The sequence below is a fragment of the Nostoc sp. DSM 114160 genome (assembly GCF_053470305.1).
Genome location: NZ_JBPFGO010000001.1, coordinates 3,322,899 through 3,349,057, shown reverse-complemented (window position 1 = coordinate 3,349,057; position 26,159 = coordinate 3,322,899). Strand labels below are relative to the sequence as shown.

Below are 26,159 nucleotides of genomic sequence, written 5' to 3'. Positions count from 1 at the left end.
ATAATTCCTCCTTGTCCCCCTTGTCCCCCTTGTCCCCTGCTCCCCTGCCCCTCTGCCCCCTCCTCCCCTCTTTAAAATACCCATAGGTTCTTATAACCTGATATAAATGTAATACTACGGTTAATTTATCGGAGAATGGTTTTATATAATATGGTGTCTTTGTACACAAGTTTATCAAGTTCAAACAGTAACAATACTAAGCAACTTTTTGCCCGTAGGTCATTTCTGCCAGAGCATCATAACGACCTTTGGAAGATTGAAACGGGTTTTGTAAGAACTTTTAGCTATCTGGAAGATGGTACAACTGTTGCTTTAGGATTGTGGGGGCCTGGAGATGTCGTTGGTAAAAGGTTGTCAAAATTAGAACCTTATCAAATGGAATGCCTAACTAAAGTGGAGGCAACAGTTTTACCTCTAGAGGAGTGGACTGAACTCACAGAAACTCTACTAGCCCATATCCAACAGGCTCAAGAATTGATGATCATTCGTAGCCATAAAAAAGTGGATACTATGCTTATCAAGCTATTGGCATGGTTATCCAAAAAGTTTGGTTCGGAAGTTGAGAAGGGACGTTTAATAGATATGCGTCTGACTCATGAAGACCTGGCGGAAATGGTCGGTTCAACTCGTGTTACGATCACTCGTGTTCTTGGGCAGTTTGAGCAAGAGGGCTTGATCGATCGCCTCTCCTTACATCGAATTGTTCTCAAAGAAGAAGAAATTTGGTACTACGAAATTTAAATTATTTCAGTAAAACCAGCTATCGCCGTCGGCATTCGGCTTGCCCACAATTCTAAGATTCAAGGATTCTAGGTAAGCTAAACCGCGAGAAATTTGTGGCACTGTTCCCCGCAGTTCAATGTCAAAGCATCCTTCTGTATTTGGTTGTAGCATAGCCTTGGTAATATTAACTACCAAGCCGTAAGTAGAAATTAACTGCGAAATCACGGGCGCTTGCAGATAGCATTTGGGAATATGTATCCGCAGACGAATTTGAGTGATTTGGCTTTTTTCAGAAACTGAAGAAACCAGTGATAATCTGTTTTGGGAATTGGTTTTTTGGTTATTTAGTGCTGACATTGGATAGTGATGATTTTATTAATTAGCGTAGGCGTAGCCCGTCGTAGACATCGCTATAAACGCTAGACAAATCTAGCCAAATCGGTAGTCCCAGTTTTTCTAAATAACTCAAGCTAGAGTAGAGTTGCTTTGTTCTTCCCCACAAATCCAAGTCAAACCAGCCGTCATCTTGCGTATCGGGTTGAAGTATCGCACTGGTAATATTAACTGTTAGTCCATAACCAGAAACTAACTCGGAAATTACTGGTTCTTGGTAATAAGATTTTAAGATGCACAGTTGTAAGCGCAATCGATTGGTTTGACCTTGAGAAATCCATTGCTGGAATTGTTCTTGCCATTTATTTGTCAGCCATGCAGAGTCTTTGGGACTGAGTTTACTAGCTGAATTTGGGAAAGGTAGAGTGTGCTGGTTAAGTTGAATTTGGTTAGCGATCGCTAGTTGCAGTAAATTCACTCCTAATCCTTGCAAGTAAGATAGGCTATTTGTCAGTTTTTGAGGATTTCCTGAAAGTTCCAAATCAAACCAGCCATCGCTGTCATTTTCGGATGTCAGGGATGCAGCTTTGATATTGACGGTTAAACCATAACGAGAAACCAGTCGAGAAATTACAGGTTGCCTGTTATACCGTTGAGGCACAAGAATTCGACTGTGGACTGAAGCAGGTTCTACGGATTTACTCTGAGACATCAGATTAATTCCCAATAGCGATGCCTACGGCGGGCTGCGCCTACGCAATTTTTGGGTTCGGCAGAGAATCTTGCTGATGTCGTGCCCCCACAACTCAACTGTGCCTGCTTGAATGTTAGCCTCATAGAAATGTTCATATTTCTAGCTTTTATTAAACTACTGTAAATCTATCGATTTTATGCACTTAATTGTTATGTAAAGGAGACTCCCACAAAGACGGAAAAAATACAATGGGTAAAATAACGTAAATCAAACTCATTATATTTTGACTAGCTTGAGGTTAATACGGTTGACATTTTTACAAAAAAATAGTATGTATACCTTTTACAGAGATAGTCCAGTTTAAGTAATCCACGCGCAACTTGAGACTTAGGCAGTGGACGATGTTAGATGCTCTACTTGGAAGGAAAGTTTTTATTCATACTTAATACTTATTTCCTCCAGGAATAACTGCTATCTCTTGTGAGAAGTAGAACGGTGTTAATAATTAAAGGTTTAGATTAAGCGGCTCTAGCCCTCAAAGTAGGGCTAGAGCCTTCAAAGCAGAGAAAAATTATGTTTTTTACATTATTTAATGTACTTTAATTTGTGACTGCCTACTTACTTAAATATTTTTGGTACTTCAGCTAATTTTTAATAAAATGAAAAGTCAGTGTTGACGCGATCGCAGAAACTTTAAACTTTAAGTTCATATCCTAAAATTGCCTTGATCTTTACCTTGTTAGGATATTAATGACTGTAGAATAGTCGCTTAAATTTTCATGATAAAAGTTGATGATTAATATTACTAAATTAAATAAATTTGACTTTTTAGTTTTGATTGGGATTGTGATTATTGGTCTTATACATTTGCCTTTTCCATTTGATGGAGATCAAGCATTTTTTCGGCTTGGTGCTTTGGAGATGCAACAAGGAAAGTTACTCTATCGTGATTTTTGGGATGTCAAGCAACCGGGGATTTTTTGCTTTTACTTTTTGGGAGGAATTTTATTTGGTTTTAATGAGATTGGCATCCATCTCTTTGAACTTATTTACATGGTGTTTCTGTCTATAATATTGTTGCTGAGTCTAAAAAGCTATTTTCAGCATCCGATAATCGCAAGTTTAGTACCTTTGTTAACGGTTGGCGTTTACTATATTGTTTCACAGCCTTGGCATCTTACTCAAGTAGAGGCACTGGTTAGTTTGCCTTTATTTACTTGTGTTTGGTTAACTTCTCAATCTTTTAAATATGAAGGTAGAAAAGCATTTTTTATACTTTTACTATCAGGCTTTCTTGGTGGAATTATCATCACATTTAAATTAATACTTTTACTAATATTACTTTCTTTTTGGCTAACTACTTTGATATATTCTTTGCTGATCAAACGGCAGCCAATTCCAAAAGTATTTATAGAAATCTTTATTCCCATTTTTATGGGGATTATATTTCCTATTTTATGTATTGTTAGTTATTTTGCCTGGTTTAATAGTTTACCAATTTTGTATCAGACATTTTTTTTATATCCACCTCGGATTGTTGCTAATTCCCAATTTAACCCAAGTGGGCTTTTTGCAGGAATAAAATGGTTTTTAAATAATTTTTACCCTCTAATTTTAGCTGCTACTGTTGCCGTAGATGTATCATTACGTAAGTCTAAGAATATATTGACTTTGCTACTTGTTATTTGGTGTATTTTTGCTTGGGGTGTGATTGCTCTACAACGTGGCGCATTTTGGGAATATCATTATTTACTATTGTTTGTACCTTTAGGTATTTTAGCTACTAAAGGATTAGATGTTTTATGGGAGTCTTTAATAAAATTGAGTTCCCCATTTACGACAATCTTGCTGATATTTTTGTTTTTCTTCCCTTTATCGCACACTTTGATAAAAAAGAGTGTTGTTCTGGTTAATAATAACTTTGCTTTAACTGAAGAGACACGATTCAAATATCAGACTGTTTTTAGAGAAAAATACCCATCTCTTCGTTCAGAAGCTGAATTTATCTCCCAACCAGGAAGTCTTCTTGGTAAGATTTATGTAGCTGGCGATCCATCTATTTACTACTTCTCCAATCGGACTCAGGCAACATCACTACGTGGTTGGGCACTTGAATATTTTCTGCCTGAGCAATGGACAAAACTTTTAGAAGAGTTAGATTCATCTAAGCCTCCTTATATCTTTATTGATGATATTCAGCAGCCTACTATCAACAAAAATTTTCCCAGAATGCTAGAATTTCTTGAGAGTAAATACCGTATTTTACGTCAAAATAATAACGGTACTTGGTATACACTTTTGTAGACAAATCACTACAGCAATTCTGAATCATTTATCAGAAATAAGATCCCCGACAACTTTTATAAAGTCGGGGATCTGCGGGTTTTAATACAATACAGTTCAGTTAAAGAAAATTGTAGGTTGGGTTAAGCAAAGCGCAACCCAACAAAACCCCGAAAATGTTGGGTTTCGTTCCTCAACCCAACCTACACATTTCAAAGTTTTTGGCACTAACCCAAGCGTATTGGGTTTCAAGACTCTTAAAACCAGACAAATAAACTGTTTGTGTTACTATAACTCTTACCAATCGGTTGCTTTAGTATCATCCCAGACTTCCAATTCCAAATCGCGGAGATAAGTTAAACCGCTTTGAATTTGTGCATCTGTTCCTTGTAGTTCAAGGTCAAACCAACCATCTCCGACAGCATTGGCTCCCAAAATCGCTGCCGTGATATTCACAATCAGTCCGTAGTCAGACACCAGGCGAGAAATGACAGGTTCCTGGTGATAATCTTTAGGAATTCTGAGTCGAATCCGTTTATTGGTAAGTGTATTGTCAGTAGCCATATCTGAGTTATTTCAATCCCTAATCGGGATTGGTACAGAACTACTCTTAACCCTAACGGTAATTTCCTGATAGGTACTAAGTAGATCGTACCATGTCCCATGATTTGCTTGTATCCTATTTCAAAAGATAACTATAATCGCTTGATTTTTCTATTCAACATCTTTAATGCGGGTTTTCCGTTCTAGAATCTCCTTCAGCACCAAGGTTACTACTGCTAACAACGCTAACAGTACAGCCGCAGAAAAAGCCGCTTCAGTTTCGTATTGTTTGTAAGCGTCTTCTACAAACAGTGGTAGGCTCTGGGTTTGGTCAGCAATGTTTCCAGATACCACTGAAACCGCTCCGAATTCACCCATTGCTCTGGCATTGGTCAAAATTAAACCATAGAGTAAGCCCCAACGGATACTAGGTAGAGTGACGCGCAGAAATATCTGCCAATCTTTTGCACCTAGAGTTCTTGCAGCTTCTTCTTGATCCTTACCAAACTCTTCTAAAACAGGAATCACTTCCCGCGCCACAAAGGGCATACTCACGAAGGCTGTAGCTAGTACCATACCTGGAAAGGCAAAGATAATCTTGATATCATGGGCTTGAAGCCAAGGGCCAAACCACCCATTCCGTCCGTAAAGTAGGACAATCATTAACCCTGCAACTACAGGCGAAATTGAAAAGGGCAGATCGATAATGCTCAAAACTACGGCGCGTCCAGGAAATTTATGACGAGCGATCGCCCAAGCTGCACATAAACCAAATACCGTATTTAAAGGTAGAGAAATCACAGCTAGTAACAGTGTTAGCCAAGCTGCATGGATAAAAGCTGGTCGCGTCAGATTGGACAGAAACGGCCCAACACCCTTACTAAAGGCTTGGACAAAAACGTTAATTGCCGGGATATATTGAACTAGGGCTAAATAAGCGATCGCTATCCCAATTAAAACTATTGGCACCCAACTCTTCTGCTCTTTCGGCTTGGCCGTATGTGTCTCAGATGCAGATGAGTGAAAACTTGGCTTATCTACTGTCATATCGCCTTGCCCATGCTTGTAAGAAATTAATTGCTAATAACAGTACTAACGAAATTGATAGTAAAACTATGCCAATTACTGTTGCACCAGAATAGTCGTACTGCTCTAGCCGTTGGAAAATCAGTACAGGTGCGATCAAATCTTGAAAAGGCGTATTAGAAGAGATAATCACAGTCGAACCATACTCTCCAACTGCACGAGAGAAACCCAAGGCAATACCAGTCAAAATCGTGGGAAATAAAGGTGGCAAAATCACTTTCCAGAAGGTCTGCCATTGAGAAGCACCCAGACACCAGGCGGCTTCTTCAATTTCATGTTCCATTTCCTGAAGTACGGGTTGCACAGTTCTCACAATAAAAGGTAGTGAGATAAATATCATTGCTACCGCTACTCCCGTGCGGGTAAAAGATATCTTAATTCCCAGTGGTGCTAGTAGCGAACCTAGCCAGCCGTTATCGCTGTAAACAGTTGCCAGTGTTAAACCTGCTACAGAAGTTGGTAGTGCAAAGGGTAAATCCACTGTGGCATCAATCAAGCGCTTGAAGGGAAAGTCGTAGCGAACCAGAACCCAAGCAATTAAAGTTCCAAATACGCCATTGAGTAAGGCAGCAAATATTGCCGTCACAAAAGTTACGTTGTATGTTGCTAGTGCGATATCACTGGTTGCGATCGCCCAAAACCTAGATGGAGGTTCTGTAGCTGCTTTCAGGAACATTGCAGTTATGGGGATCAGCAACATAACTGTCAAGTATACAATGGTGATTACCCAAGTCCAAGAAACTCGCTCCAATCTCTTCAAAAACGGTGTTTTGCGTTCAACTTCTACAGAAGGAGATACAGTCGTCATAGTCAAAAATTCAAAATTGGAAATTCACAAGGAGCTTTTTGCCAGTGTTCGTAATTGCTAATTCGTAATTCAACCACAGACCAACTATTTTTTATTCTGGAGAAAAGAAAGTTGTGGAGTCAGAATTACGAATTACGAATTACGAACTTGTACTGAGCTTGTCCTGAGCGTAGTCGTTGGCGCAGCCTCTCGTAGAGAAGGGCGTAGCCGAAGTATTACGAATTATTTTTTGCCTTGAATCTTGTCAAACACGCCCCCATCTGCGAAGAACTTCTTATCAATTGCTTCCCAACCGCCCAAGTCTGCAACTGTACCCAGAGTTTTCAGCTTAGGAAATTTGTCAGTGACTTCCTTGGTTTGAGCTAAAGTCTCATCCACAGGACGGAATCCTAATTTGACAAACTCTTGCTGTGCTTCTGGGCTATAGAGGTATTTCACAAAACCTTCAGCAACTTCGCGGGTTCCGTGCTTATCGACGTTTTTATCTACCACAGCGATCGGATTGTCGATGGATATATTCACATCGGGAACGACATACTCAACCTTCTCGCCCTTTTGTTGTGCCAAAAGAACTTCGTTTTCGTAGTTGATTAAGACATCTCCCTGCCCTTGCTTGGCAAATGTATCAGTAGCTTCCCGCGCATCTTTAGGCAAGATTGGCACATTTTTGTAAACTTTAGTCACAAATTCAGTAGCTTTCGCCTCATCGCCACCTGTTTTAATTACAGAATCCCATAGTGCTAAGAAATTCCACTTAGCACCGCCGGAAGTTTTGGGGTTAGCAGTAATCAATTTCACACCATCTTTGGCTAAATCTTGCCAGTTCTTGATGCCTTTAGGATTGCCGGGACGAGTGACTATTGCTGCAACAGATTTGGAGACAATGCCATTGTTGGGAACTTCTTTCTCCCATCCTGGCTGAATCAATCCAGCCTTCTCAATCTTTGTAGTGTCTCCAGCTAATGCTAAGTGAACAACATCTGCTTCCAAACCATCAATAACAGCGCGAGTTTGGGAACCAGAACCACCATAGCTTTGCTTGAAGACGACAGTTTGATTATGATCTTTTTTCCACTGTTCTACAAACTTAGGAATAATTGCTTCGTGAGCGGCTTTGGTGACAGCAAAGGAAACTAGAGTTAGTTCAACACTATCTTTGCTTGCAGCCACAGGAGTAGCATTAGCAGCAGGGGTTTCAGAGGAAGAAGTACTCCCAGTTCCTCCACCAGAGCAGGCGGCAAGGGCTACACTCAATACAGTACCTACCAAAAAGAGTGATATAAAGCCTTTGAGCGAATTTAGTTTGAATCGATACGTTCTATTGAACGCGTAGATGCGTTCGCCTTTGGCGTTGCCGTAGGCTAGCAGCTTGTCGTAAGACATCGCTTGTAATCTTTTCAATAAGCGTTGCCACAAACTCATTCTATTTCCTCCACTAAATCCACAAATAATCGATGGGAATACAGTTATATAGTGTTTATCATACTGGATGATTCCATGTATCTAGTTGCAAACACCAAAAAACCTCACATTCTTTATCAAGAACATGGTGATTTTACCAGTTCTGTGAAAAATTAAAAATGCTTTTATTTTCAACTATCAAATTGCATAGGCGCAGCCCTTCATAGGCATCGCAATCAACTATCTGCTGCATCAAGCAACTTGCTATAGAATAGCTAATCTAGCGTAGGCGTAGCCCGCACTTCGAGTGAGCTTCAGTGACCATCGTAGATATCGGCTTCGTTCAACGCAGTGCAACAAAATCAAATAACGTCTTGAGTGCAAGAGAAATTACTGTAGTGAGAAATATACGGCGCAACCAGAGGTTACTGAGTATGAGAGCAACCCGCGATCCAACAACTCCACCAATGAACATAGTAATACTCAGAATAATACCTAGTTTGTAATCAACTATTCCCTGCATAAAGAAAATAATGGTGGCAATTAACGAAGAAAAAATGTTGATAAACTTTGTGTTTGCGATCGCCTGCACAAATGTCATCCGAAATAGACTGACATAAACTGCTGTGAGCATAGTGATATAGCCTCCACTAAAGAAACCACCATAAACACCAAGCACAAAAGTTGCCACATATCCACCAATTTCTGCTATTGGTGAGGGTTTCCCTATTTTTGAAACGATTCCAGCATTCCGATTGGTGATTGAAAAGACGGTAACTACAATCATCAAAATCGAGATAATCAGAGGCATCGATTTTGAAGGTACAACTAAAACAAGTAATGCACCGATAATTGAGCCTAAAAGTGTTAATAAAATCATTATTGGCAAGCGACTGCGGTCAACTACTTTTTTACCAATAAAAGGCAATGTACCACCAACACTCATAAAAGTTAATGCCAGCATATTAGTGGCAAGAGCAATACGCGGTTCAATGCTCAATTGAAACATTACAGGGACGGTAATTAAAGAAGTGCTTCCTGTAATGACACTTATAACACTTGTGAGAAAGAAAACTGCAATGAGTAAAAATAATTGGATAGCATTCATTAGAGATTCGATCTTTATGTTGTTATAAATACATTTTTTTACAGAATGCTTGCAGTAGATAAAAGATATCTAAAGCCCCTAATCTGAAGGAGATACAGCTTTTTGGAATTATATTAATATAAATATAATTCCGTGTAAACTTATAATTTTATACCAAGTTACAGCAAATTTGAGGTTCATGAGGTACAGTAGCAGCAATTAGTAAACCAATTTTTTAGATGCTTTGGATCAACTAGTTTCAGCGCAATTTTAATTAAACCATCAACGACAGATGCACTCTTGGGAGAAAATTGTTTCAGAAAAGCTTTTAATTGTGACCACCAATGTTCAATTGGATTGAATTCAGGAGAATAAGGAGATAGATAAAGAACACTTGCTCCCACTCCTTCAATCAAAAGCTTAATCTCTTCGACTTTATGAGCAGGTAGATTATCCATTACAACGACTGCACCAACCCATAATTGCGGAAGTAAAAAATGTTCTACAAAAACTTTATATGCATCTCCATCCATTGAGCCGTTTAAAGTCATCACGGCTAAAACCTTCTTTAAGCTAATTCCTCCGATTACACTTATTTTTGCTCCCCGATAATATGGTTTAAAATTATACGTTCTAGTACCGCGCTCGCTTCTTTGATGAGTTCTAGTTAAGCCAAGTAAAACACCCATTTCATCTATAAATACAAGGTCTTCTGGGTCTACTTGCTTTACTTTCTCCCAATACTCTATTCTCAGTTTTTGGACTCTTTCTGTTTTTCCTTGGCTGCACTTTCACTTTTTTTTCGCGTTAATTTTTGTTTTTGTAATGCACAACACATCACACTTGCACACACCCAAACGTTGTATTTTTCTCCAAAATATTCGCAATATTCCAATAAAGTTGCGTCTGGGTAAATTTGAACCATTTCGGCTAATTCGCTCACGAAATCATCTAACCTACCCTTCATGGCTCCACCTTGCTTTTTAGGTTCTAGATGTCCTTGCACTCTATGAAGTTGGATTAGCTTTTGCACATAGCTTTTTGCTACACCAAATTGCACAGCAACCTTTCTTATTGAAGTACCACCCTTTTCGTAAGTATTTACTATTTTTTCTCGTAAATCGATTGAGTATGCTTTCATTTTAAGTCTTGATACACCAATATTATGTGTACCTCATTTACCTCGAAAGTGCTGTAAATGGTAAATTTTATATATTGGTAACAACTAAGTTGGGGGACTTTATATAAATTGATAAATTACAACAGTGAGCCACATCCAATACTGTGCGATCGAGAGTTATTGGTGTAGATAATTGGTCTTTCAATAAGCGATAAATAGTGTCTCTACATCAGGGTTTGATTGGTGATACCAATTCAATTAATGATTGCAACATATCCTTGGCTAAAGAAGCGATAAATCGCGTCTCTACAAATGATCTATTTGTCGCATTCTTTTTTCAATTGGTATGATTATGAACTGTATGTATTACAATATAAATAGCATCAAAAACAAAACCCATTTAGAAATTATCTAAATGGGAAAAATCGAACAAATATTTATGATTAACTGAATGCATATTTCAGGGGTAGCCCGTCCTGAAAAACTAGTAATTCCCCTGGTTGAATTTGTGTCCAAACTTCATTGTCAGTCAGGGGCGTGGTAGCAATGACAGCGACGCGATCGCGTTCAGTAGTCACTTCCCGAAAATCTACGGTCATGTCTTGGTCAATTAAATGGGCAGCAGCAAAGGGCGCTTGGCGAATAATGTAGCTGAGTTTAGTTGAGCAATAAGCAAAAAAGTGTTCTCCATCTGATAATAAGTAATTAAATATACCTACTGTAGCAATTACAGCAGTAATTTCTTGCAGCACAAAATACAATTCCTTGATATCGGGCTTACCTTTAGGAAAGCGCGATCGCAATGTTTCTAGGATCGTACAGAATGCTTTTTCACTATCGGTATCACCTACGGCTTGATAAAAGCCCAAATTTTCTGGATCAAAATCTGGCAAATTACCGTTGTGGGCAAACACCCAATACTGGCCCCACAATTCTCTGCGGAAAGGATGGCAATTGTGTAAGGCAATTTCACCCTGAGTAGCTTTGCGGATATGGGCTATGACATGGGTTGAGTGGATGGGATAACTCCGCACAAACTCAGCTACCGGAGAAGCAACAGAAGGTTGAGCGTCTAAAAACATTCGACATCCCTTTCCTTCAAAGAAAGCAATGCCCCAACCATCGCTATGGTCATCCGTTTTTCCTCCCCGTGCAGAAAACCCTTCAAAAGAAAAGCAAATATCCGTTGGAACATTGCAATTCATTCCGAGCAATTGGCACATTAGCTCTCAATTTTTGACTAAGGTCTCAGGATCAAGATACTTCAGAATGCTGCATTGATTCTGGAGCGATCGCTTCAATCTTAGAATTTAAGGCTGAGATATGCCAAACGATCCCCAAAAATAAAGAGTCTGCTTCTAGTTAGGATGATGACACTATGCCAAAAGATGGTAACGGCGGATATCTGGTGCAGCAGTCACTAAACCTTCGAGTTTAGCTGCGGCCGCTTGGAAATGGGGTGAATCTAGATGAGTATTCAGGGCTTCATCAGAAGTCCACTCTTCTACAAAAGTAAAGTCTGTTGGATCGTATTGGTTTTGCAAAAGTTCATACTTAATCGCACCTGCTTCCTGACGGGTTGGCTCAATAAGTTCCAACAGTACAGCTTTTAGTTCTTCTACTTTGTTAGGCAAAGCAATAACACGGGCAACAATTTGAATAGTTTGGTTTGTCATTTGTTATTTGTCATTGGTCATTTGTCATTGGTCATTGGTCAAAACAGTGTTGAGTAATGAGTAATGAGTAATGAGTAATGAGTAATGAGTAATGAGTAATGAGTAATGAGTAATGAGTTTTGTTTATCCCCTTGTCCCCTCACTCCCTCATCTCCCTCATCTCCCTGCTCCCCTGCTCCCCTGCTCCCCTGCTCCCTGCTCCCTGCTCCCTGCCCCCTGCCTCCCCTGCTCCCTGCTCCCTGCCCCCTGCTCCCCGATCTTCCCTGCTGCTCTGGTATTAATATTTATTAAAACATCTGCTGTAAATATTGTTCATAGCCTAGTTGTTCTAGTTTTGCTTGCTTTGCAATTACTGATTCACATAAGGTTTGACGATATTGTTGTACTTTTTCTAACAATTCTGGTTGATGAGTTGCGAGGATTTGTATTGCTAAAAGACCGGCATTTTTGGCATTACCGATCGCTACTGTTGCCACAGGAATACCACCAGGCATCTGTAAAATAGAATACAAAGAATCTACACCTTGTAAGTTCCGAGTGGGTACAGGAACACCGATCACAGGAAGGGGAGTCAAAGACGCTACCATTCCAGGTAGATGGGCAGCACCACCGGCACCTGCAATAATTACCTTAATACCGCGTTGGTGTGCAAGTTGAGCATATTGCACCATGCGTTCTGGGGTGCGGTGAGCCGAAACGATCGCTACTTCGCTCTCAATACCAAATTCTTCACAAACTGCGATCGCATCTTTCATAGTGGGCAAATCGGAATCGCTGCCCATGATAATACCAACTAGAGGAGCCATAGAATTTTGGATTTTGGATACTTCGACTTCGCGGTAGTTGAATCTCGACTTCGCTCGATTACCGCGCAGTCGAAACTCAGTACAAGTTTTGGATTTTGGATTAATCGTCGGTTGTTTCATCTAAAATCGGAGAGATTTAGCTATCTTCTCCTCAGTGTGATGACCCAAGCAACACAAAATCCTGTAGATATTATCAATGCTAGAGTGCCTGGTTACAAAGATTTGCAGATGCTCTTGGTTAATCAAGAGGGCATAATAGAGCAAATCTTGCCAATGGATACAGTCGGGAAAGACATCTGTGCATCTGCGATCGATGTTGCAGGTGACTGGATTTCATTGGGTGGCGTTGATTTGCAAATTAACGGTGCATTGGGTTTGGCATTTCCTGATTTAACGGCTGAAAATGCTCATGTACTCCAGAAAATAACGCAATTTTTGTGGGATGTCGGGGTAGATGGATTTTTACCGACACTTGTAACAACTTCAGTAGAAAATATTCAGCGATCGCTTGCTGTGATTGCTGATATTATCCCCTGTCAACAAGCTGGTGCCAAGATTCTCGGAGTCCATTTAGAAGGCCCATGTTTGAATTACCATAAGCGCGGCGCACACCCAGCAGAGTACTTGTTACCCTTAACAATTGACGAGGTAAGGCGGGTTTTGGGAGATTATGCCCGCGTTGTGAAAATCATCACTTTAGCGCCGGAGTTAGATCCCACTGACGAAGTAATTCCATATTTGCGTTCTTTGGGAATTACCGTTAGTTTAGGACATTCTCAGGCGACATCAGCCCAAGCGCAACTTGCTTTTGAACTCGGTGCAACGATGGTAACTCATGCTTTCAATGCCATGCCACCATTGCATCACCGCGAACCAGGATTATTAGGAGCAGCAATTACCCATTCTGATGTGATGTGTGGTTTTATTGCTGATGGCGAACACGTTTCGCCCACAATGCTGCAAATATTACTTCGCGCTAGCTATCAAGAAAAAGGGCTGTTCCTCGTTAGTGATGCCCTTTCACCTCTGGGGCTACCCGATGGCGTGTATCCTTGGGACAGTCGGGAAATTGAAGTTAAAAACGGTACGGCACGACTAGCCGATGGCACTTTATCAGGGACGACTTTACCTTTATTAGTGGGAGTGCAGAATTTGGTGAAGTGGGGGATTTGTGATGTAGAGACTGCCATTTTACTAGCTACGGATGCACCTAGACAAGCGATTGGTTTGCCTGGAATTACCAAGAGTCAACCTGCTAATTTATTACGCTGGCATTGGGATGAAGCGACAAACGAACTAACGTGGCAGCGATTATTGGGCTAAATTTCGCTTCAAGGTGATAGGGGAAGAAGCGTTAATTATACTCAGTAAAAATGTACATTTGTGAGATAGACATCATAAACCAATCGGATATCGCTAGGGAAATAGGCGATCGCAACGGCAAAGGTTTATCCTTATATAATTTGGGCAATGCTTACAACTCACTGGGACAGTATGAACGAGCGACAGATTTCTTGCAGCAGTCTTTGGGTATAGCTCAAGACCAATTTGGAGAATAGTTATCAAACCATGCGATCGCTCTTGTCGATTCCCATCACTGAGACAAAAGCGATCGCATACGTGTAGAAGCCGAGGATATGGCAAATCAATTAATGTTTCTAACAAAATATATTGATAATTTTTAATCGGCGATCGCTTTGTGTGAAAATCTGTAAATTTATAATTGTATATAGTTAAATTATGGAATGTATGTAGAAGGTAAAAAAATGACAATTACTACCAAACTAAAACAACTCTATGAAACCGATGAGAATTTATGGTTAGAAGAAACTATTGAATTATTAAAACAAAAACAGTTTAGCCAGCTTGATTTAGAAAACTTAATTGAGGAATTAATCAGTTTGGGTAGAAGAGATTTAGCTAAAGCCAAAGGTCTTTTAAGGCAAATTATTATTCATATATTGTTACTCCAATATTGGCAGATTGAATATGAGAGAAACTATCGTCATTGGATTGGAGAAATTAAAACTTTTAGATATGACTTAAATAATCATTTAACAACAAATTTAACAAAAAAGTTACAGGATGATTTAGAGAATATTTATCAAAGTGCAGTTGATTTTGTGAAAGTTAAAACCGATTTAACTATTTTATTAGAAAAGTGTCCTTACACTCTTGTACAATTATTAGATGAAAATTATTTACCTTAAAGATAGCAGTATTATCTAATTTTGGTTAAATCAAAGCAGCACCAAGAGCGATCGCAGTTTCACGAATAGTCATGGGAATAATCCTTTTTCAGTTCTCTTCATTTTTACTCAAGGATTTTACTAAACGCACGCTAAGGGCGAACACTTACATCTTTATCTAATCTGCTTATCTTAATAAAGTTTTCATGACTTAATTAACTGATAAAATCTAGGTTAATTTCTCCGAGTCTTTACAATTAGGACAAATAGAAACTTCAGTAAAAGAACCAAATGGAGTTCTTACGCGTTTGCGAACTTCTCCCGATCCTTTGCAAGCTTGACATACCTGAGTATGGACAAAGTGTGCCTCGATTTGTTGCTTAATTGGCAAAATATTATCGTCTTTTAACCCTAGAAGCTCTTGAAGCATATTCAGTTCTTTACAGGCTTCCTCACTTAAAGGATATTCATGCTCTGCTTCTGCAATTAAAGCTTCTCTATAGGTTTGTAAATTCTCTAATCGCTCCTGATAAGGGCGTAATACCTCGGTTTCAATTTCAGTAGCTTCTTGAGAGGTCAAGCCTAACTGCTGCCTCAGTGTATTCAGAACAGCCCGACCAGCAGGTCGAATACTTCCGACATTTGCATAACGTGAAGCGGCTTTCCGATATCTTAGCTTAGGGTCAGTAACTCGTGCTTTAGAGAGAACAATTTCAAACCCCTTGTCTTTAAGAACGATGATCTTTGGGGTCATCTTTGGGGCAGTTTCCTGTACTTTACTGGCAGCATACTCATGCAATTCCAGCACCGAAACAAACCCATCCTCATTGCGATCGCCTGCTCCTGTTTCAATCCCCTCGACTAGATATCTGGTGTAAATCGATAAGTCTGATCCCTGCTGCTCAAAGGAATACTGAGTTGAACTGGAGGAAGTGAGTACCACTCGCCCTTCAGATCCAAGTTGTGTTTGCAAGTCAACCGATCCATCATCTTTGACTTGTAAGGCAGGGTCGAACGCTCCACTAAAACAACAGTCTAAGATAATTGCCTGCCGTTTAGCACGGCTATTGTTCATAATTTCTTGAACAAAGTTGGCAGGTACAGCTGTTGACCGAATCAACTCCTCTTTGGAATTCTTGCGAGTTATCCGAGTTGCAAAATACAGCTTGCCACCATCATCTTTGATGCCGTGTCCAGAGAAAAATAGCAACACAAGATCGTCTTTGGCTCGACCCGAAAACAAGGTTTCAATCTCAGATTCCATTGTTTGTCGGTCAGGATTAGGAAGCGCTTTCACGTCATCAAACCCGCCCATTTCCGAATCTTTCAAAACCCGTTGCAACGCCTCGATATCTTTGACAGCCGCAGGTAAAGGATTTAGTCCTGGCTCATACTCACTGACTCCAATCAGCAATGCTACCTTTGCCATGTTTTCTTGTCTATGCTGCAATAAAATCTTGGGCTGCTTTGATGGCCGCTTCTAGTTCTTCGCGACTGTGGGCTTTCACCGTCAACTTCTTGCCATTAGCTTTCACCGACAGTTCAATAGGTTTACCACCGAGGCGATCGCCCAAAAATCCCATAAACTTTTTCGCATTGGCTGTATTTACCTCAGCCATTAATAGACCCACCAGAAACCCGCCTAATGCTTTGTTGCCCTCTGGTGGTCTGGGATCAAGAACACGACCAACTGCATCTACCTCGTCAATTTGCTTGAGTTCAGTAATTAGCCGTTGAACCTGTTCGTCCCTTTCTTCCGCGTCCAAGTCAGCGTCGTTGAAGGCGATCGTAAACTTAATGTTATTTGCGGTCATACTGCACTAATAAAAGTTTAGTTAGTTGTTTTTATAAAGACTGACAATTATGTTTATTTATACCAGTCAAAACCTCATTCTTTAATGAACATAACGAACATTTGCATAAATCTTCATAGAAGAAAAATTTGTCTTTTCAGATATAAGTACGACAAACAACAGTAGAAAGTTTCGAGGACTTGAGCAACTTAAAAAAGACATATACAGATGTAACCAACAAAATAAAAAGCCCACTAATGAATGTGGGCTTTCTAAATCAATCAACTTTACTTACCGTTTCGCTAACTTCTTCGACATCTTCCGTAGACGAATTGATTGGGGTGTAACTTCTACCAATTCATCGGGGCCAATGTATTCCAAAGCACGTTCTAGGCTCATGTCTATCGGTGCTTGCAGTTGCACTAGTTCATCGCCACCAGCCGCGCGGTGGTTGGTTAACTGCTTGGTTTTACAGATATTCAGTTCCAAATCTTGCGGACGATTGTGTTCGCCGACAATCATGCCTCTGTAAACCTTTGTGCCGGGAGTAATAAAGAATGCTCCTCTATCTTCGGCGTTTCTCATGGCGTAGAATGTAGAAACACCTTCTTCAAAGGAGATTAAAACGCCTTTGTTACGGGCTTCAATATCACCACTGAGTGGACGGTAGTCCAAGAAACTGTGGTTCATGATGCCTTCACCACGAGTCATTCGCATGAATTCACCCCGGAAACCAATCAAACCACGGGCGGGTATGACAAACTCTAACTGGGTGCGATCGCCACTACTTGGTTGCATATCTTGCATTTCGCCTTTGCGTTGTCCCAGGCGTTCGATACAGCTACCCACAGCATCAACAGGAATGTCTAACACCAAGAGTTCGTAAGGTTCGCAAGGTTGACCGTTGACTTCGCGGTAAATAACCTGTGGCTGAGATACCTGAAACTCGAAGCCTTCCCGGCGCATGGTTTCAATTAAGATACCCAGGTGGAGTTCTCCACGACCGGAAACGAGGAATTTATCGGGAGAATCGGTTTCTTCGACACGTAAAGCCACGTTGGTTTCAAGTTCGCGGAATAGGCGATCGCGCACTTGTCTTGATGTTACCAACTTGCCTTCTTGACCAGCAAAGGGTGAATCATTCACCCAGAAGGTCATTTGCAAAGTTGGTTCATCTACTTTAATTAGTGGTAAAGCTTGGGGTTCGTTAGGATCGGTAATCGTTTCCCCAATATAAGCATCGGCGAAACCAGCCACCGCCACAATATAACCTGCGGTTGCTTCTTCCAAGTCTACGCGCTTGAGTCCTTCAAAGCCCATCAACTTGGTAATTTTACCTTTGACAATGGTGCCATTTTCTGTAACTAAAGCGGCTTGTTGTCCTGAGCGGATAGTACCATTGTGAATTCTGCCAATGATAATCCGTCCCAGATATTCAGAATAATCTAGGGTTGTGACTTGTAATTGTAGAGGCTTATTGCGATCGCCCACTGGTGATGGAACGTGTTTCAAAATCGCGTTAAACAAAGGTTGCATGTCTACCGATTCTGCTTCCAATGTTTCTTTGGCAAAACCTCCCATCCCGGAGGCGAACAGATAAGGAAAATCACATTGGTCTTCATCTGCGCCTAATTCCAAGAACAGATCCAAGACTTTATCAACTGCAACGTGGGGGTCAGCTTGACCGCGATCGATTTTGTTGATGACAACGATGGGACGCAGCCCTTTTTCTAAAGCTTTTTTCAGAACAAAGCGTGTTTGGGGCATGGGGCCTTCATTGGCATCGACAATCAGCAGACATCCGTCAACCATGCCAAGTACCCGTTCAACTTCGCCACCAAAGTCAGCGTGTCCAGGAGTATCAACAATATTAATTAGTGTTTCTTTGTAGCGAACTGCTGTATTTTTGGACAGGATAGTAATACCCCGTTCCCGTTCTAGGGCGTTGGAGTCCATAACGCAATCCGGAACGTCTTCGCCTTCGCGGAAAATGCCGGATTGTTTGAGAAGTGCGTCAACCAGCGTGGTTTTGCCGTGGTCAACGTGGGCGATAATGGCGACGTTGCGAATTGGGAGCGTCATAGAAGCTTTTGGTGAACTCTAGAGGGTGTTTATAAGATTTACATTTGAATGCTAGGCTGTTTTAACAGAATTGAGAAGGATCGGCAAATTCTGTAAAGAACCTTTAATAATTCTAGCGTAATCGTCACAATTGCGGGGAGTTTTGTAAACCCCACAATCGAGATGTGTGGTAATTACGGCGTTGGTGGGATAAAAAAGCTTCTGTGACAAACAGGTGTTAACTGAAGGGCTGTATTGCTTTTGAGAATTGCGGTTGATTCGCATAGAGAATTTTGTCATTGAAATACTTTGGTGAAAAGTGCGATCTTTGTCACACAGAGATGAAGTTCCTGGCTGCTAAAAGTCAGGTTATTTCGTGTTTGGGATCGATAGAGAAGCGATCGCCAAGCCTGGTTTTTATTGACTAGAATGGGGTGGGTATCTCTACAAAAATATTCAACTTACACAGAATTCTCACAATGTAGAGCGAGGTCAATTGTTTAGGAGAGTAAGAAGCGATGTCTACGATGGTCACTAAGCTTGTCGTACCACTTCGTGGAAGCAAGCTAGCAAGAGCGTCTCGTAGAGAAGTGCGGGCTACGCCTACGTCATTATCTATGTAGAGACTTTACAATGTAACGCTTCTAGAGAATTTAAGGTATATCCTAAAAACTAATAAAATGACAGCGATAGTTATATGGTCTGCTGCCTAAATCCTAATTGCGAGAATCCCAAAAATCCTGACGGGGCAAATTTCTGCCTCAGTTGTGGCACACAGTTGGTATCGCTATTGAGAAATCGTTACCGAATCATCGCACCATTAGGAAGAGGAGGTTTTTCACGCACATATATTGCAGAAGATATAGACAAGCTCAATGAACGATGTGTTGTTAAGCAGCTGGTTCTAAGTCAATTTTATGCCAGTCAGGGTAGTCAGGCACATAAAAAAGCGACTGAGTTGTTTGAACGAGAAGCTAAACGTCTCAAAGAACTAGGAGAACATGTCCAAATTCCCAATTTATATGCATATTTTAAGGAAGCTGAATATCTGTATTTAGTGCAGCAGTTTATCGAAGGGCAAAATCTGTTGCAAGAGTTAAAACAACAGGGAGTTTTTGATGAAGCCAAAATTCGAGATTTTTTAAATGATTTATTATCCGTAATGGTAGACATCCATCAACAACAAGTAATTCACCGAGATATTAAACCAGAAAATATTATTCGTCGTCAAAATGATGGGAAGTTAGTACTAATTGATTTTGGGGTGGCAAAACAAAAAACGGAACCTACAAACACTACGATCGGGACAATTATTGGTTCTTTGGGTTATGCACCAATTGAGCAAATGCAAACGGGTAAAGTTTTTCTGTCTAGTGATATTTACAGTTTAGGAATAACTTGCTTTCAACTGCTGACCAATATTTCTCCTTCGAGTTTGTGGATGAAACAAGGCTATGGTTGGACTTCTAGTTGGCGGCAGCATTTAACGCAACCCATAAGTCAAGAATTAGAGATGATTCTTAACAAGTGTCTACAAGAAAATCACGAACAGCGTTATCAATCTGCACAGGCTGTCTTACAAGACTTGAAGAAGTTGCCACCGCTAAGGTATACATCACCTCCTACAGTTATTCCACCTACTCTACCATCAAGAACGCAACTGCAAAATCAATATCAATCAACTCGATATCTACCACAATTATCTAACAGGAGATTATTGTCTGGAGCAATAATAGCTGGATCGGGTAGTTCATTTTTAGCGATCGCACTTATAAGTTTTCTTGGAACGACTTGGATTAGCTCTGGATTGTGGTTGCTCATTTTAGTAGGATTAATCTTTATTCAATCTCGCCCACTTCTAGAAAAAGCTTATTTAATTGTTATTGCTATCATCGCCAATTTACTCGTTGTCTTTATTTTCAGAAATCTCTTAACTAATAATCTTTTTAAAGCTGGTTTAAATGGGATGTTACTTGTAGGATTGCTAGTTATTCTAGCAGGTTTATTAACAGTTATTATTGTGGGCGTATCTGAAATAATCAACAACCTGATTGCTAAATATCTTTAGTTTTTTGGTTTTGTTCAATTGTCATAAATCTCTCTATTAAGATAAATTTTGTAAAAGATTGGTAATTATTCATGATAAATAAAAAAGAAAACTTGAGACTACTTATTTCTTTGGGCCTGGCTGGGGTAATGGTAGCAGCTATTTTATGGTTAATTAACAAAGTATCTTCTACTATCGTAACAACACCATCAAACCCCACACAAACTTCATCTTCATTTACAAATAAGTCGTCATTAATGAATTTGGGTACAAGGATTTTGGTGAAAGTGCAAACATCCCCTGAAAAGACAGATGGAGTTAAAGCTTTTGCTGAAAAAGATTACGTTACTGCCGTTAAAAAGTTTACTGATTCTCTGAAAAATAATCGCAATGACCCAGAAACTTTAATTTATTTAAACAATGCCAAAATAGCGCGAGATAATTCATCAGCTATAAAAGTTGCGATCGTCGCACCAATTAATTTCGATCCTAGTTTAGCAGAAGAGATTTTACGCGGTGTAGCTCAAGCTCAAAATGAAGTTAATACCCAAGGAGGAATTAATGGTAAAAAATTGCAAATTGTAATTGCAAGTGCTGATAATAGAGAAGATTCTGCACGGCTAGATAATGAATTAGTTGAAGATCGAAGCCTTGTAGCTGCTGTGGGTGTTAGACGCAACGCAGAAATATATAAAGAGAAAGGTTTGGTTTTAGTCTTACCCGTCGAGCTACCAAATCAAGCAGAAAATCCAGGAAAGTTAAATAATAATACATTAAATAGTCAGCCTAATAGTTCCACAAATAACTACTTATTTCACGTAAATCCCTTATATGATAATTTAGTAGATACTCATTCTCGCTACATTGCTCGACAAGCAAGGAATGTTGCTATTTGTGGCGATGTTCGTAATTCAAGAGATAATCCAACCTCTTCATCAAATCAGATACTTGTAGAAAAGTACACTCAAGCTATCCAAAATTATGGCAGCAACGTTATTAGTACGCCTTGCAATTTAGCAGATAAGAATTTTGACCCTAAAGCTTTTGTAGATAAAGCCATAGAAACAGAAAATGCAAATGGCTTTTTACTAATGCCTTCAATCAGAAATATCTACTTTGCCACCAAAGTAGCACAAGAAGTTAAAGGTAGAAAGCCACTGTTTGCTTCTGAAACTATGTACAGTGCAACAACTTTGCAAAATGGCAAGGATCTCGAAGGAATGGTATTACCTGTGTATTGGCATCGTGATGCTAATAAAGATAACCCCTTTGCCAAAAATGCCTTTCAGCTTTGGAATGCACAAGTAAATCAGAGAACAGCAGGAGCTTATGATGCACTCCAAGCAATTATTGCTGGTTTAAAAAAAGATAGTACCCGCGAAGGATTACAAAGGGTATTGTCTAATCCGAATTTTTCAACATCTGGTGCAACCGGAATGATTCAGTTTTCGGCATCCGGGGAGCGTCAAGGAGAAGCAATGCTTGTCAAAATTGAGCGTTGCGAGTCTTGCTCTAGTGGGACTGGTTACGATTTTGCCCTCTTGAATAAGAAGTAGTTTTTTCGATCTTAATTGTCATTCTAAAGATATAAATTGCTTTCAAATAGGTAATTTATTCAATTTGAATGTCATACTAAACTGCTTAATTTAATGGCAATCAAAAATTGAAGCGATCGCTTCGATTTTTCTCTAAGGAAAAGTTTTTTTCTCTACCCAGAGTTGCGAGCGCGATCGCTCAAAAGAAAGATGGAATCCCCCTAACCTCTGTGTCAAGGTTATATCAAGTAAGAATTACGAACACTTTGCCGAGGAGAACACGGATGGTAACTACTTTAGATGATACGAAACGGAATGCTATTGCTGTAAAACTAGCAAGTCTTAAAGCTCTGCAACAGTTGGTCATCGAAAATGAACAATCGCTTTTGACGCAAGGGCTAGATGCTGAAATTGCCGATCGCATCCGAAATTTTATAAATGATGATGAAAAAAACCTTGGTGTTCTGGAAACCGTAATTGGTCAGTATGGTATTCAAGCTGAACCCAAACAAAATGTTACACAATTCATTGAAAAAGCTCGCGAATTGTTCAAAGGTTCTGAGTTGAGCCTGTATGAGAAAGTCTCTCAGCATGAATTGTTGAAACATCAAATAGTAATGAGTGGCTTGATAGTTCACAAAGCTGCTCAAAAAGTTGGCGCTGATGTGTTGCTAGCGATCGGGCCTTTGAACACCATTAACTTTGAGAACCGCGCTCACCAAGAACAACTCAAAGGCATTCTGGAAATTCTGGGTGTTCGCGAACTCACCGGACAAGATGCAGATCAAGGAATTTGGGCACGTGTTCAAGACGCTATGGCCGCAGTCAGTGGTGTAGTAGGTAGTGCTGTCACCCAAAATAGCGACAAAAAGGATCTCAATATCCAAGATGTTATCCGCCTCGATCACAACAAGGTAAATACCTTATTCACCGAACTACTGCAAAGCGACGATCCACAAAAGATCCAAGAGTACTTCGGTCAAATTTATAAGGATTTAAGTGCTCACGCTGAAGCTGAAGAGGAAGTAGTTTACCCACGAGTACGTCCTTTCTACGGTCAAGATAACACCCAAGAACTGTTTGACGAACAAGCTGAAATGAAGCAGGTGTTAGATCAAATTAAGGGTATTAGTCCTTCTTCATCTGAATTCAAAGATCGAGTTAGACAGCTAATGGAAGCTGTTGGCGACCATATTCGTCAAGAAGAAAGCACAATGTTTGCTGCTATTCGTAACAATTTGAGCAGCGATGAAAGCGAGCAACTGGCTACTGAATTCAAAGCCGCTAAGACCAAAATTCAAGAGAAATTGGGCGTTGTTAGCGAATCCAATGCGTAGAATGCTTAAAAGCATTCTATAGCAAAGTGCTGTTAGCGAAGCTCGGCGTTGAGCCAGTGCTGAGTAGAAACCCAGTTAGATCGTGGCTTTTAGCAATCAACATTGTCCTAACCTATGTGGCTACGGCTATATATCCGCTAAAAAAGGTTAGTTAAACAAAAACTCCCAGCGTTTATCTGCTGGGAGTTTTTGTTTACAAATTTTGCTGACAGTATTTATAAGCGGTGTATGCCATAGTTACAACCCCGGTGATAATTGCAGATTCATCGACTTCAAATTGGGGATGGTGTAATGGGTGGTTAACGATCCTTTCTTTGTAGCCGACACCCAAGCGAAACATAGAACCGGGGACGTGTTCCAAATATATAGAAAAATCTTCAGCACCAAGGGAAGGTTCGGGTAATACTTGAACGCGATCGCTACTCCAAGCTTCTTCTGCGGCTGATTGTAACAATTGCGTCAGGGCGTAATCATTTTGGACGCTGGGTACACCCTGGCGATAATTGACTTGATACTTTGCTCCGTAGGTATGGCAAACATTAGATACAATGTTTTCAATCCAGTTTGGGAGATGGGCACGGGTTACGGGATGGAGCGATCGCACTGTTCCCAATAATTGCACTTTATCAGCAATTATATTCGGCGCTCTGCCACCATTAATCTTCCCGATACTCAATACTACAGGACGCAAAGGATTTTGTGTCCGGCTGATAGCTTGTTGCAGTGCCGTAATCACTTGGCAAGCAATCCAAATCGCATCAATCGCCTCATGGGGACGCGCCCCGTGTCCAGATTCTCCCATAATCAGAATCTCTAAATCATCAGCGGCGGCTGTTAATGCCCCGTAACGCACGCCAATAGAACCTGCGGGTATAGAAGGGAAAACATGAACCCCTAATAAAGCTGAGACATTTTCCATCGCCCCATCTTTCACCATCCAGCTTGCCCCTTGGGCAATTTCCTCGGCTGGCTGAAATAAAAACCGCACTTTCCCACCCAACTCCTCAGTCATTTGGGACAGCACCATTGCCGTTCCTAACCCTACAGTGGTATGAACATCGTGACCGCAAGCGTGCATAATCCCATCTGTACGAGAGGCATATTCTAAATTAGTACCCTCTTGAATTGGCAAGGCATCCATATCAGTGCGAATTGCCAATAAACGGTCATTTTGGCCAGTGCCTTGAAGTTCTCCAATCACGCCCGTTTTACCAACTCCTTCTTGTACGTGCAGTCCACTGGAAGACAAAACACCAGCAACAAAGGCTGCTGTTTGGTACTCTTGCCCACTGAGTTCTGGATGAGAGTGGATATGGCGGCGAATTTCAATTAAGCGGGGCGCTAGTTTTGCTGCTAAGTCTTTTATATGGGTAAGCATCGATTTAATTAATCTATAGGCTAGGCTTTTTTCCCATGATAAAGAACTGTTAACAAACAAAATGCTTTTGCTATACAAGGATAAGGGAGGCAGGGGAGCAGGGAGCAGGGGGCAGAGAGCAGGGGGATGTGGTTCGACTGCGCTCACCAACCGGGAGATGAGGGAGTAAGGGGACAAGGGGACAAGGAGATAAACAAAACTCCTAACTCCTAACTCCTAACTCTTAACTCCTAACTCAGCACTCCTAACGCCCCATTCCCAATGCCCAATGCCCCAGTTTATTTTGAATAGCAGGTTGTGCCTCGAGTATTTTCGGGTTTAAACTCGTTACATTCTCTGGGATTTTGACGCTCTAACGACCAGCCATAGGGTTTGTCGGAGGTAACGACACCATTAGCCAGAGTTGTTAGTCGGTAGTTAGCCCCTCGAAAATTAGTAAATTGCAATATGGCATCTTTTAAGTTTGCTGCTTCTAAATTGGCGCTGATAAAACCGGCAAAAGACAGATCGGCATTTTCCAGGGATGCTGATTTTAAATTTGCTCCAGTTAAAGAAGCACCATTGAGATTCGCCGAATTCAGAATCGCACCTTCTAAATTTGCACCGGTGAGATCGGCATTTGTGAGATTAGCTTGAGATAATGTAGCGCCGCTCAAGTCAGCCCCTCGCAAATTTGCTCCAGTTAGATTCAGCCTAGTGAGGTCAGCGCCACTCAAATTACACCGAGGACAGGCACTTGTTGCCTTCAACTGATCCAAGTCTAGCTGATTTAATGCAAGAGCCTGCTCTGCAAACCCTAAACAAGCTAACAGGGAGACGCTGGCAATAATCTTAAGTTTCATATTTTTTACTGATATTTACAAAAATGACAAGTTACGAACATCACGTACTGTCATCCTTACATATACCGCTTCTCTAAGGAAGTACAGGGATGAAGCATTGATTAAGAAGCTGTAAAAATACTATAAATTATAGTATTAACACTACTCAAACGGAAATATAGGCTATAGAATCAAATCGTAAGGAACTATACCGAACCAATTATAGACTACCAAATATGTGATCCCCCTAGCTCGATGAAAAATACGACTAGGGGGATCTTGTTTTTGGGCATTGGGAATGGGGCATTGGGCGTTAAGAGTGCTGTTAGCGAAGCTCGGCGTTTAGCCAGTGCTGAGTTAGGAGTTTTATTTATCTCCTTGTCTCCCTTGTCCCCTTGTCTCCCTTGTCCCCTTGTCTCCCTTGTCCCCTTGTCTCCC

At 40.6% G+C, this 26,159-nt stretch carries 26 protein-coding genes; 8 read left to right on the top strand and 18 right to left on the bottom strand.

Annotated elements, in window-relative coordinates; translation table 11 throughout:
- Window positions 1-150 precede the first annotated feature (150 nt).
- Window positions 151-741: a Crp/Fnr family transcriptional regulator gene (locus NSTCB13_RS14795; RefSeq protein WP_322692966.1), complete on the top strand. Its 591-nt coding sequence runs from the start codon at window positions 151-153 to the stop codon at window positions 739-741.
- Window positions 742-747: 6 nt separating this feature from the next.
- On the opposite strand, the gene NSTCB13_RS14790 is transcribed toward NSTCB13_RS14795, so the two are convergent.
- Both NSTCB13_RS14790 and NSTCB13_RS14785 read right to left on the bottom strand, forming a co-directional pair.
- Window positions 748-1,080, bottom strand: coding sequence for an NIL domain-containing protein (locus tag NSTCB13_RS14790; protein WP_445627906.1), 333 nt, complete (start codon window positions 1,078-1,080; stop codon window positions 748-750).
- 22 nt (window positions 1,081-1,102) lie between these two features.
- Complete coding sequence (locus NSTCB13_RS14785) at window positions 1,103-1,768, bottom strand: NIL domain-containing protein (RefSeq protein WP_445627907.1); 666 nt, start codon at window positions 1,766-1,768, stop codon at window positions 1,103-1,105.
- Window positions 1,769-2,542: 774 nt separating this feature from the next.
- Between NSTCB13_RS14785 and NSTCB13_RS14780 the strand changes: the two genes are divergently transcribed.
- Window positions 2,543-4,054 (top strand): hypothetical protein, encoded by a 1,512-nt coding sequence (locus tag NSTCB13_RS14780; protein WP_448272819.1) that lies wholly within the window; start codon window positions 2,543-2,545, stop codon window positions 4,052-4,054.
- Between the two features lie 276 nt (window positions 4,055-4,330).
- On the opposite strand, the gene NSTCB13_RS14775 is transcribed toward NSTCB13_RS14780, so the two are convergent.
- The 10 genes from NSTCB13_RS14775 to purE all read right to left on the bottom strand — a co-directional run bounded on the left by NSTCB13_RS14775 (window position 4,331) and on the right by purE (window position 12,560).
- Complete coding sequence (locus NSTCB13_RS14775; RefSeq protein ID WP_094351023.1) at window positions 4,331-4,597, bottom strand: NIL domain-containing protein; 267 nt, start codon at window positions 4,595-4,597, stop codon at window positions 4,331-4,333.
- A 150-nt stretch (window positions 4,598-4,747) separates the two neighbouring features.
- Window positions 4,748-5,623, bottom strand: coding sequence for a sulfate ABC transporter permease subunit CysW (cysW, locus tag NSTCB13_RS14770; protein ID WP_322670851.1), 876 nt, complete (start codon window positions 5,621-5,623; stop codon window positions 4,748-4,750).
- Window positions 5,610-6,470, bottom strand: coding sequence for a sulfate ABC transporter permease subunit CysT (cysT, locus tag NSTCB13_RS14765; RefSeq protein WP_448265326.1), 861 nt, complete (start codon window positions 6,468-6,470; stop codon window positions 5,610-5,612). Before cysT ends, cysW begins: the two co-directional genes overlap by 14 nt.
- A 222-nt stretch (window positions 6,471-6,692) precedes the next feature.
- Entirely contained in the window at window positions 6,693-7,892 is a 1,200-nt protein-coding gene (locus NSTCB13_RS14760) for a sulfate ABC transporter substrate-binding protein (protein WP_448272818.1), read from the bottom strand.
- 322 nt (window positions 7,893-8,214) lie between these two features.
- On the bottom strand, window positions 8,215-8,979 hold the full coding sequence (locus tag NSTCB13_RS14755; RefSeq protein WP_448272817.1) for a sulfite exporter TauE/SafE family protein: 765 nt from the start codon (window positions 8,977-8,979) through the stop codon (window positions 8,215-8,217).
- A 176-nt stretch (window positions 8,980-9,155) separates the two neighbouring features.
- Window positions 9,156-9,707: a transposase gene (locus NSTCB13_RS14750; protein ID WP_445632092.1), complete on the bottom strand. Its 552-nt coding sequence runs from the start codon at window positions 9,705-9,707 to the stop codon at window positions 9,156-9,158.
- A gap of 2 nt (window positions 9,708-9,709) precedes the next feature.
- Window positions 9,710-10,099 carry a helix-turn-helix domain-containing protein gene (locus NSTCB13_RS14745; RefSeq protein WP_445628212.1) on the bottom strand — a complete coding sequence of 130 codons (390 nt, stop codon included), beginning with the start codon at window positions 10,097-10,099 and terminating at the stop codon, window positions 9,710-9,712.
- A 422-nt stretch (window positions 10,100-10,521) separates the two neighbouring features.
- Window positions 10,522-11,301 (bottom strand): class II glutamine amidotransferase, encoded by a 780-nt coding sequence (locus tag NSTCB13_RS14740; RefSeq protein ID WP_448272816.1) that lies wholly within the window; start codon window positions 11,299-11,301, stop codon window positions 10,522-10,524.
- 153 nt (window positions 11,302-11,454) lie between these two features.
- On the bottom strand, window positions 11,455-11,754 hold the full coding sequence (locus NSTCB13_RS14735) for a putative quinol monooxygenase (protein ID WP_448265322.1): 300 nt from the start codon (window positions 11,752-11,754) through the stop codon (window positions 11,455-11,457).
- Between the two features lie 287 nt (window positions 11,755-12,041).
- On the bottom strand, window positions 12,042-12,560 hold the full coding sequence (gene purE, locus NSTCB13_RS14730) for a 5-(carboxyamino)imidazole ribonucleotide mutase (protein WP_445632192.1): 519 nt from the start codon (window positions 12,558-12,560) through the stop codon (window positions 12,042-12,044).
- A 159-nt stretch (window positions 12,561-12,719) separates the two neighbouring features.
- On the opposite strand from purE, the gene nagA reads away from it, so the two are divergent.
- The 3 genes from nagA to NSTCB13_RS14715 all read left to right on the top strand — a co-directional run bounded on the left by nagA (window position 12,720) and on the right by NSTCB13_RS14715 (window position 14,770).
- Window positions 12,720-13,883, top strand: a complete 1,164-nt coding sequence (gene nagA / locus NSTCB13_RS14725; RefSeq protein WP_448272815.1) for an N-acetylglucosamine-6-phosphate deacetylase — start codon at window positions 12,720-12,722, stop codon at window positions 13,881-13,883.
- Between the two features lie 50 nt (window positions 13,884-13,933).
- Window positions 13,934-14,119 (top strand): tetratricopeptide repeat protein, encoded by a 186-nt coding sequence (locus NSTCB13_RS14720; protein ID WP_448272814.1) that lies wholly within the window; start codon window positions 13,934-13,936, stop codon window positions 14,117-14,119.
- Between the two features lie 207 nt (window positions 14,120-14,326).
- Window positions 14,327-14,770: a DUF29 domain-containing protein gene (locus NSTCB13_RS14715; protein WP_448272813.1), complete on the top strand. Its 444-nt coding sequence runs from the start codon at window positions 14,327-14,329 to the stop codon at window positions 14,768-14,770.
- 208 nt (window positions 14,771-14,978) lie between these two features.
- Here the strand turns inward: NSTCB13_RS14715 and NSTCB13_RS14710 are convergent, their stop codons facing one another.
- The 4 genes from NSTCB13_RS14710 to NSTCB13_RS14695 all read right to left on the bottom strand — a co-directional run bounded on the left by NSTCB13_RS14710 (window position 14,979) and on the right by NSTCB13_RS14695 (window position 18,903).
- Window positions 14,979-16,178 (bottom strand): caspase, EACC1-associated type, encoded by a 1,200-nt coding sequence (locus tag NSTCB13_RS14710; protein ID WP_448272812.1) that lies wholly within the window; start codon window positions 16,176-16,178, stop codon window positions 14,979-14,981.
- Between the two features lie 10 nt (window positions 16,179-16,188).
- Complete coding sequence (locus NSTCB13_RS14705) at window positions 16,189-16,563, bottom strand: hypothetical protein (protein WP_448272811.1); 375 nt, start codon at window positions 16,561-16,563, stop codon at window positions 16,189-16,191.
- A gap of 270 nt (window positions 16,564-16,833) precedes the next feature.
- A complete protein-coding gene (gene typA, locus NSTCB13_RS14700; RefSeq protein ID WP_448272810.1) occupies window positions 16,834-18,624 on the bottom strand; it encodes a translational GTPase TypA in 1,791 nt (596 codons plus the stop codon).
- A 51-nt stretch (window positions 18,625-18,675) separates the two neighbouring features.
- Complete coding sequence (locus NSTCB13_RS14695; protein ID WP_448272809.1) at window positions 18,676-18,903, bottom strand: hypothetical protein; 228 nt, start codon at window positions 18,901-18,903, stop codon at window positions 18,676-18,678.
- Window positions 18,904-19,300: 397 nt separating this feature from the next.
- Here NSTCB13_RS14695 and NSTCB13_RS14690 point away from each other — a divergent pair, with 397 nt between their 5' ends.
- The 3 genes from NSTCB13_RS14690 (at window position 19,301) to NSTCB13_RS14680 (ending at window position 23,522) form a co-directional block, all read left to right on the top strand.
- Window positions 19,301-20,671, top strand: a complete 1,371-nt coding sequence (locus NSTCB13_RS14690; protein ID WP_448272808.1) for a protein kinase domain-containing protein — start codon at window positions 19,301-19,303, stop codon at window positions 20,669-20,671.
- Between the two features lie 71 nt (window positions 20,672-20,742).
- A complete protein-coding gene (locus NSTCB13_RS14685) occupies window positions 20,743-22,206 on the top strand; it encodes an ABC transporter substrate-binding protein (protein WP_448272807.1) in 1,464 nt (487 codons plus the stop codon).
- A 263-nt stretch (window positions 22,207-22,469) separates the two neighbouring features.
- Entirely contained in the window at window positions 22,470-23,522 is a 1,053-nt protein-coding gene (locus NSTCB13_RS14680; protein ID WP_448272806.1) for a hemerythrin domain-containing protein, read from the top strand.
- A gap of 193 nt (window positions 23,523-23,715) precedes the next feature.
- Here the strand turns inward: NSTCB13_RS14680 and NSTCB13_RS14675 are convergent, their stop codons facing one another.
- Window positions 23,716-24,900, bottom strand: a complete 1,185-nt coding sequence (locus NSTCB13_RS14675) for a M20 family metallopeptidase (protein ID WP_448272805.1) — start codon at window positions 24,898-24,900, stop codon at window positions 23,716-23,718.
- Between the two features lie 278 nt (window positions 24,901-25,178).
- Window positions 25,179-25,742: a pentapeptide repeat-containing protein gene (locus NSTCB13_RS14670; RefSeq protein WP_445627925.1), complete on the bottom strand. Its 564-nt coding sequence runs from the start codon at window positions 25,740-25,742 to the stop codon at window positions 25,179-25,181.
- Between the last annotated feature and the right edge of the window lie 417 nt (window positions 25,743-26,159).

Coding starts and splice junctions, on each gene's coding strand:
- cysT (WP_448265326.1), bottom strand. CDS start 6,470: ATGACGACTGTATCTCCTTCTGTAGAAGTTGAACGCAAAACACCGTTT.
- nagA (WP_448272815.1), top strand. CDS start 12,720: ATGACCCAAGCAACACAAAATCCTGTAGATATTATCAATGCTAGAGTG.
- NSTCB13_RS14775 (WP_094351023.1), bottom strand. CDS start 4,597: ATGGCTACTGACAATACACTTACCAATAAACGGATTCGACTCAGAATT.
- NSTCB13_RS14720 (WP_448272814.1), top strand. CDS start 13,934: ATGTACATTTGTGAGATAGACATCATAAACCAATCGGATATCGCTAGG.
- NSTCB13_RS14680 (WP_448272806.1), top strand. CDS start 22,470: ATGGTAACTACTTTAGATGATACGAAACGGAATGCTATTGCTGTAAAA.
- NSTCB13_RS14670 (WP_445627925.1), bottom strand. CDS start 25,742: ATGAAACTTAAGATTATTGCCAGCGTCTCCCTGTTAGCTTGTTTAGGG.
- NSTCB13_RS14695 (WP_448272809.1), bottom strand. CDS start 18,903: ATGACAAAATTCTCTATGCGAATCAACCGCAATTCTCAAAAGCAATAC.
- purE (WP_445632192.1), bottom strand. CDS start 12,560: ATGGCTCCTCTAGTTGGTATTATCATGGGCAGCGATTCCGATTTGCCC.
- NSTCB13_RS14740 (WP_448272816.1), bottom strand. CDS start 11,301: ATGTGCCAATTGCTCGGAATGAATTGCAATGTTCCAACGGATATTTGC.
- NSTCB13_RS14710 (WP_448272812.1), bottom strand. CDS start 16,178: ATGGCAAAGGTAGCATTGCTGATTGGAGTCAGTGAGTATGAGCCAGGA.
- NSTCB13_RS14690 (WP_448272808.1), top strand. CDS start 19,301: ATGGTCTGCTGCCTAAATCCTAATTGCGAGAATCCCAAAAATCCTGAC.
- NSTCB13_RS14745 (WP_445628212.1), bottom strand. CDS start 10,099: ATGAAAGCATACTCAATCGATTTACGAGAAAAAATAGTAAATACTTAC.
- NSTCB13_RS14785 (WP_445627907.1), bottom strand. CDS start 1,768: ATGTCTCAGAGTAAATCCGTAGAACCTGCTTCAGTCCACAGTCGAATT.
- typA (WP_448272810.1), bottom strand. CDS start 18,624: ATGACGCTCCCAATTCGCAACGTCGCCATTATCGCCCACGTTGACCAC.
- NSTCB13_RS14705 (WP_448272811.1), bottom strand. CDS start 16,563: ATGACCGCAAATAACATTAAGTTTACGATCGCCTTCAACGACGCTGAC.
- NSTCB13_RS14675 (WP_448272805.1), bottom strand. CDS start 24,900: ATGCTTACCCATATAAAAGACTTAGCAGCAAAACTAGCGCCCCGCTTA.
- NSTCB13_RS14790 (WP_445627906.1), bottom strand. CDS start 1,080: ATGTCAGCACTAAATAACCAAAAAACCAATTCCCAAAACAGATTATCA.
- NSTCB13_RS14715 (WP_448272813.1), top strand. CDS start 14,327: ATGACAATTACTACCAAACTAAAACAACTCTATGAAACCGATGAGAAT.
- cysW (WP_322670851.1), bottom strand. CDS start 5,623: ATGACAGTAGATAAGCCAAGTTTTCACTCATCTGCATCTGAGACACAT.
- NSTCB13_RS14780 (WP_448272819.1), top strand. CDS start 2,543: ATGATTAATATTACTAAATTAAATAAATTTGACTTTTTAGTTTTGATT.
- NSTCB13_RS14685 (WP_448272807.1), top strand. CDS start 20,743: ATGATAAATAAAAAAGAAAACTTGAGACTACTTATTTCTTTGGGCCTG.
- NSTCB13_RS14760 (WP_448272818.1), bottom strand. CDS start 7,892: ATGAGTTTGTGGCAACGCTTATTGAAAAGATTACAAGCGATGTCTTAC.
- NSTCB13_RS14795 (WP_322692966.1), top strand. CDS start 151: ATGGTGTCTTTGTACACAAGTTTATCAAGTTCAAACAGTAACAATACT.
- NSTCB13_RS14735 (WP_448265322.1), bottom strand. CDS start 11,754: ATGACAAACCAAACTATTCAAATTGTTGCCCGTGTTATTGCTTTGCCT.
- NSTCB13_RS14755 (WP_448272817.1), bottom strand. CDS start 8,979: ATGAATGCTATCCAATTATTTTTACTCATTGCAGTTTTCTTTCTCACA.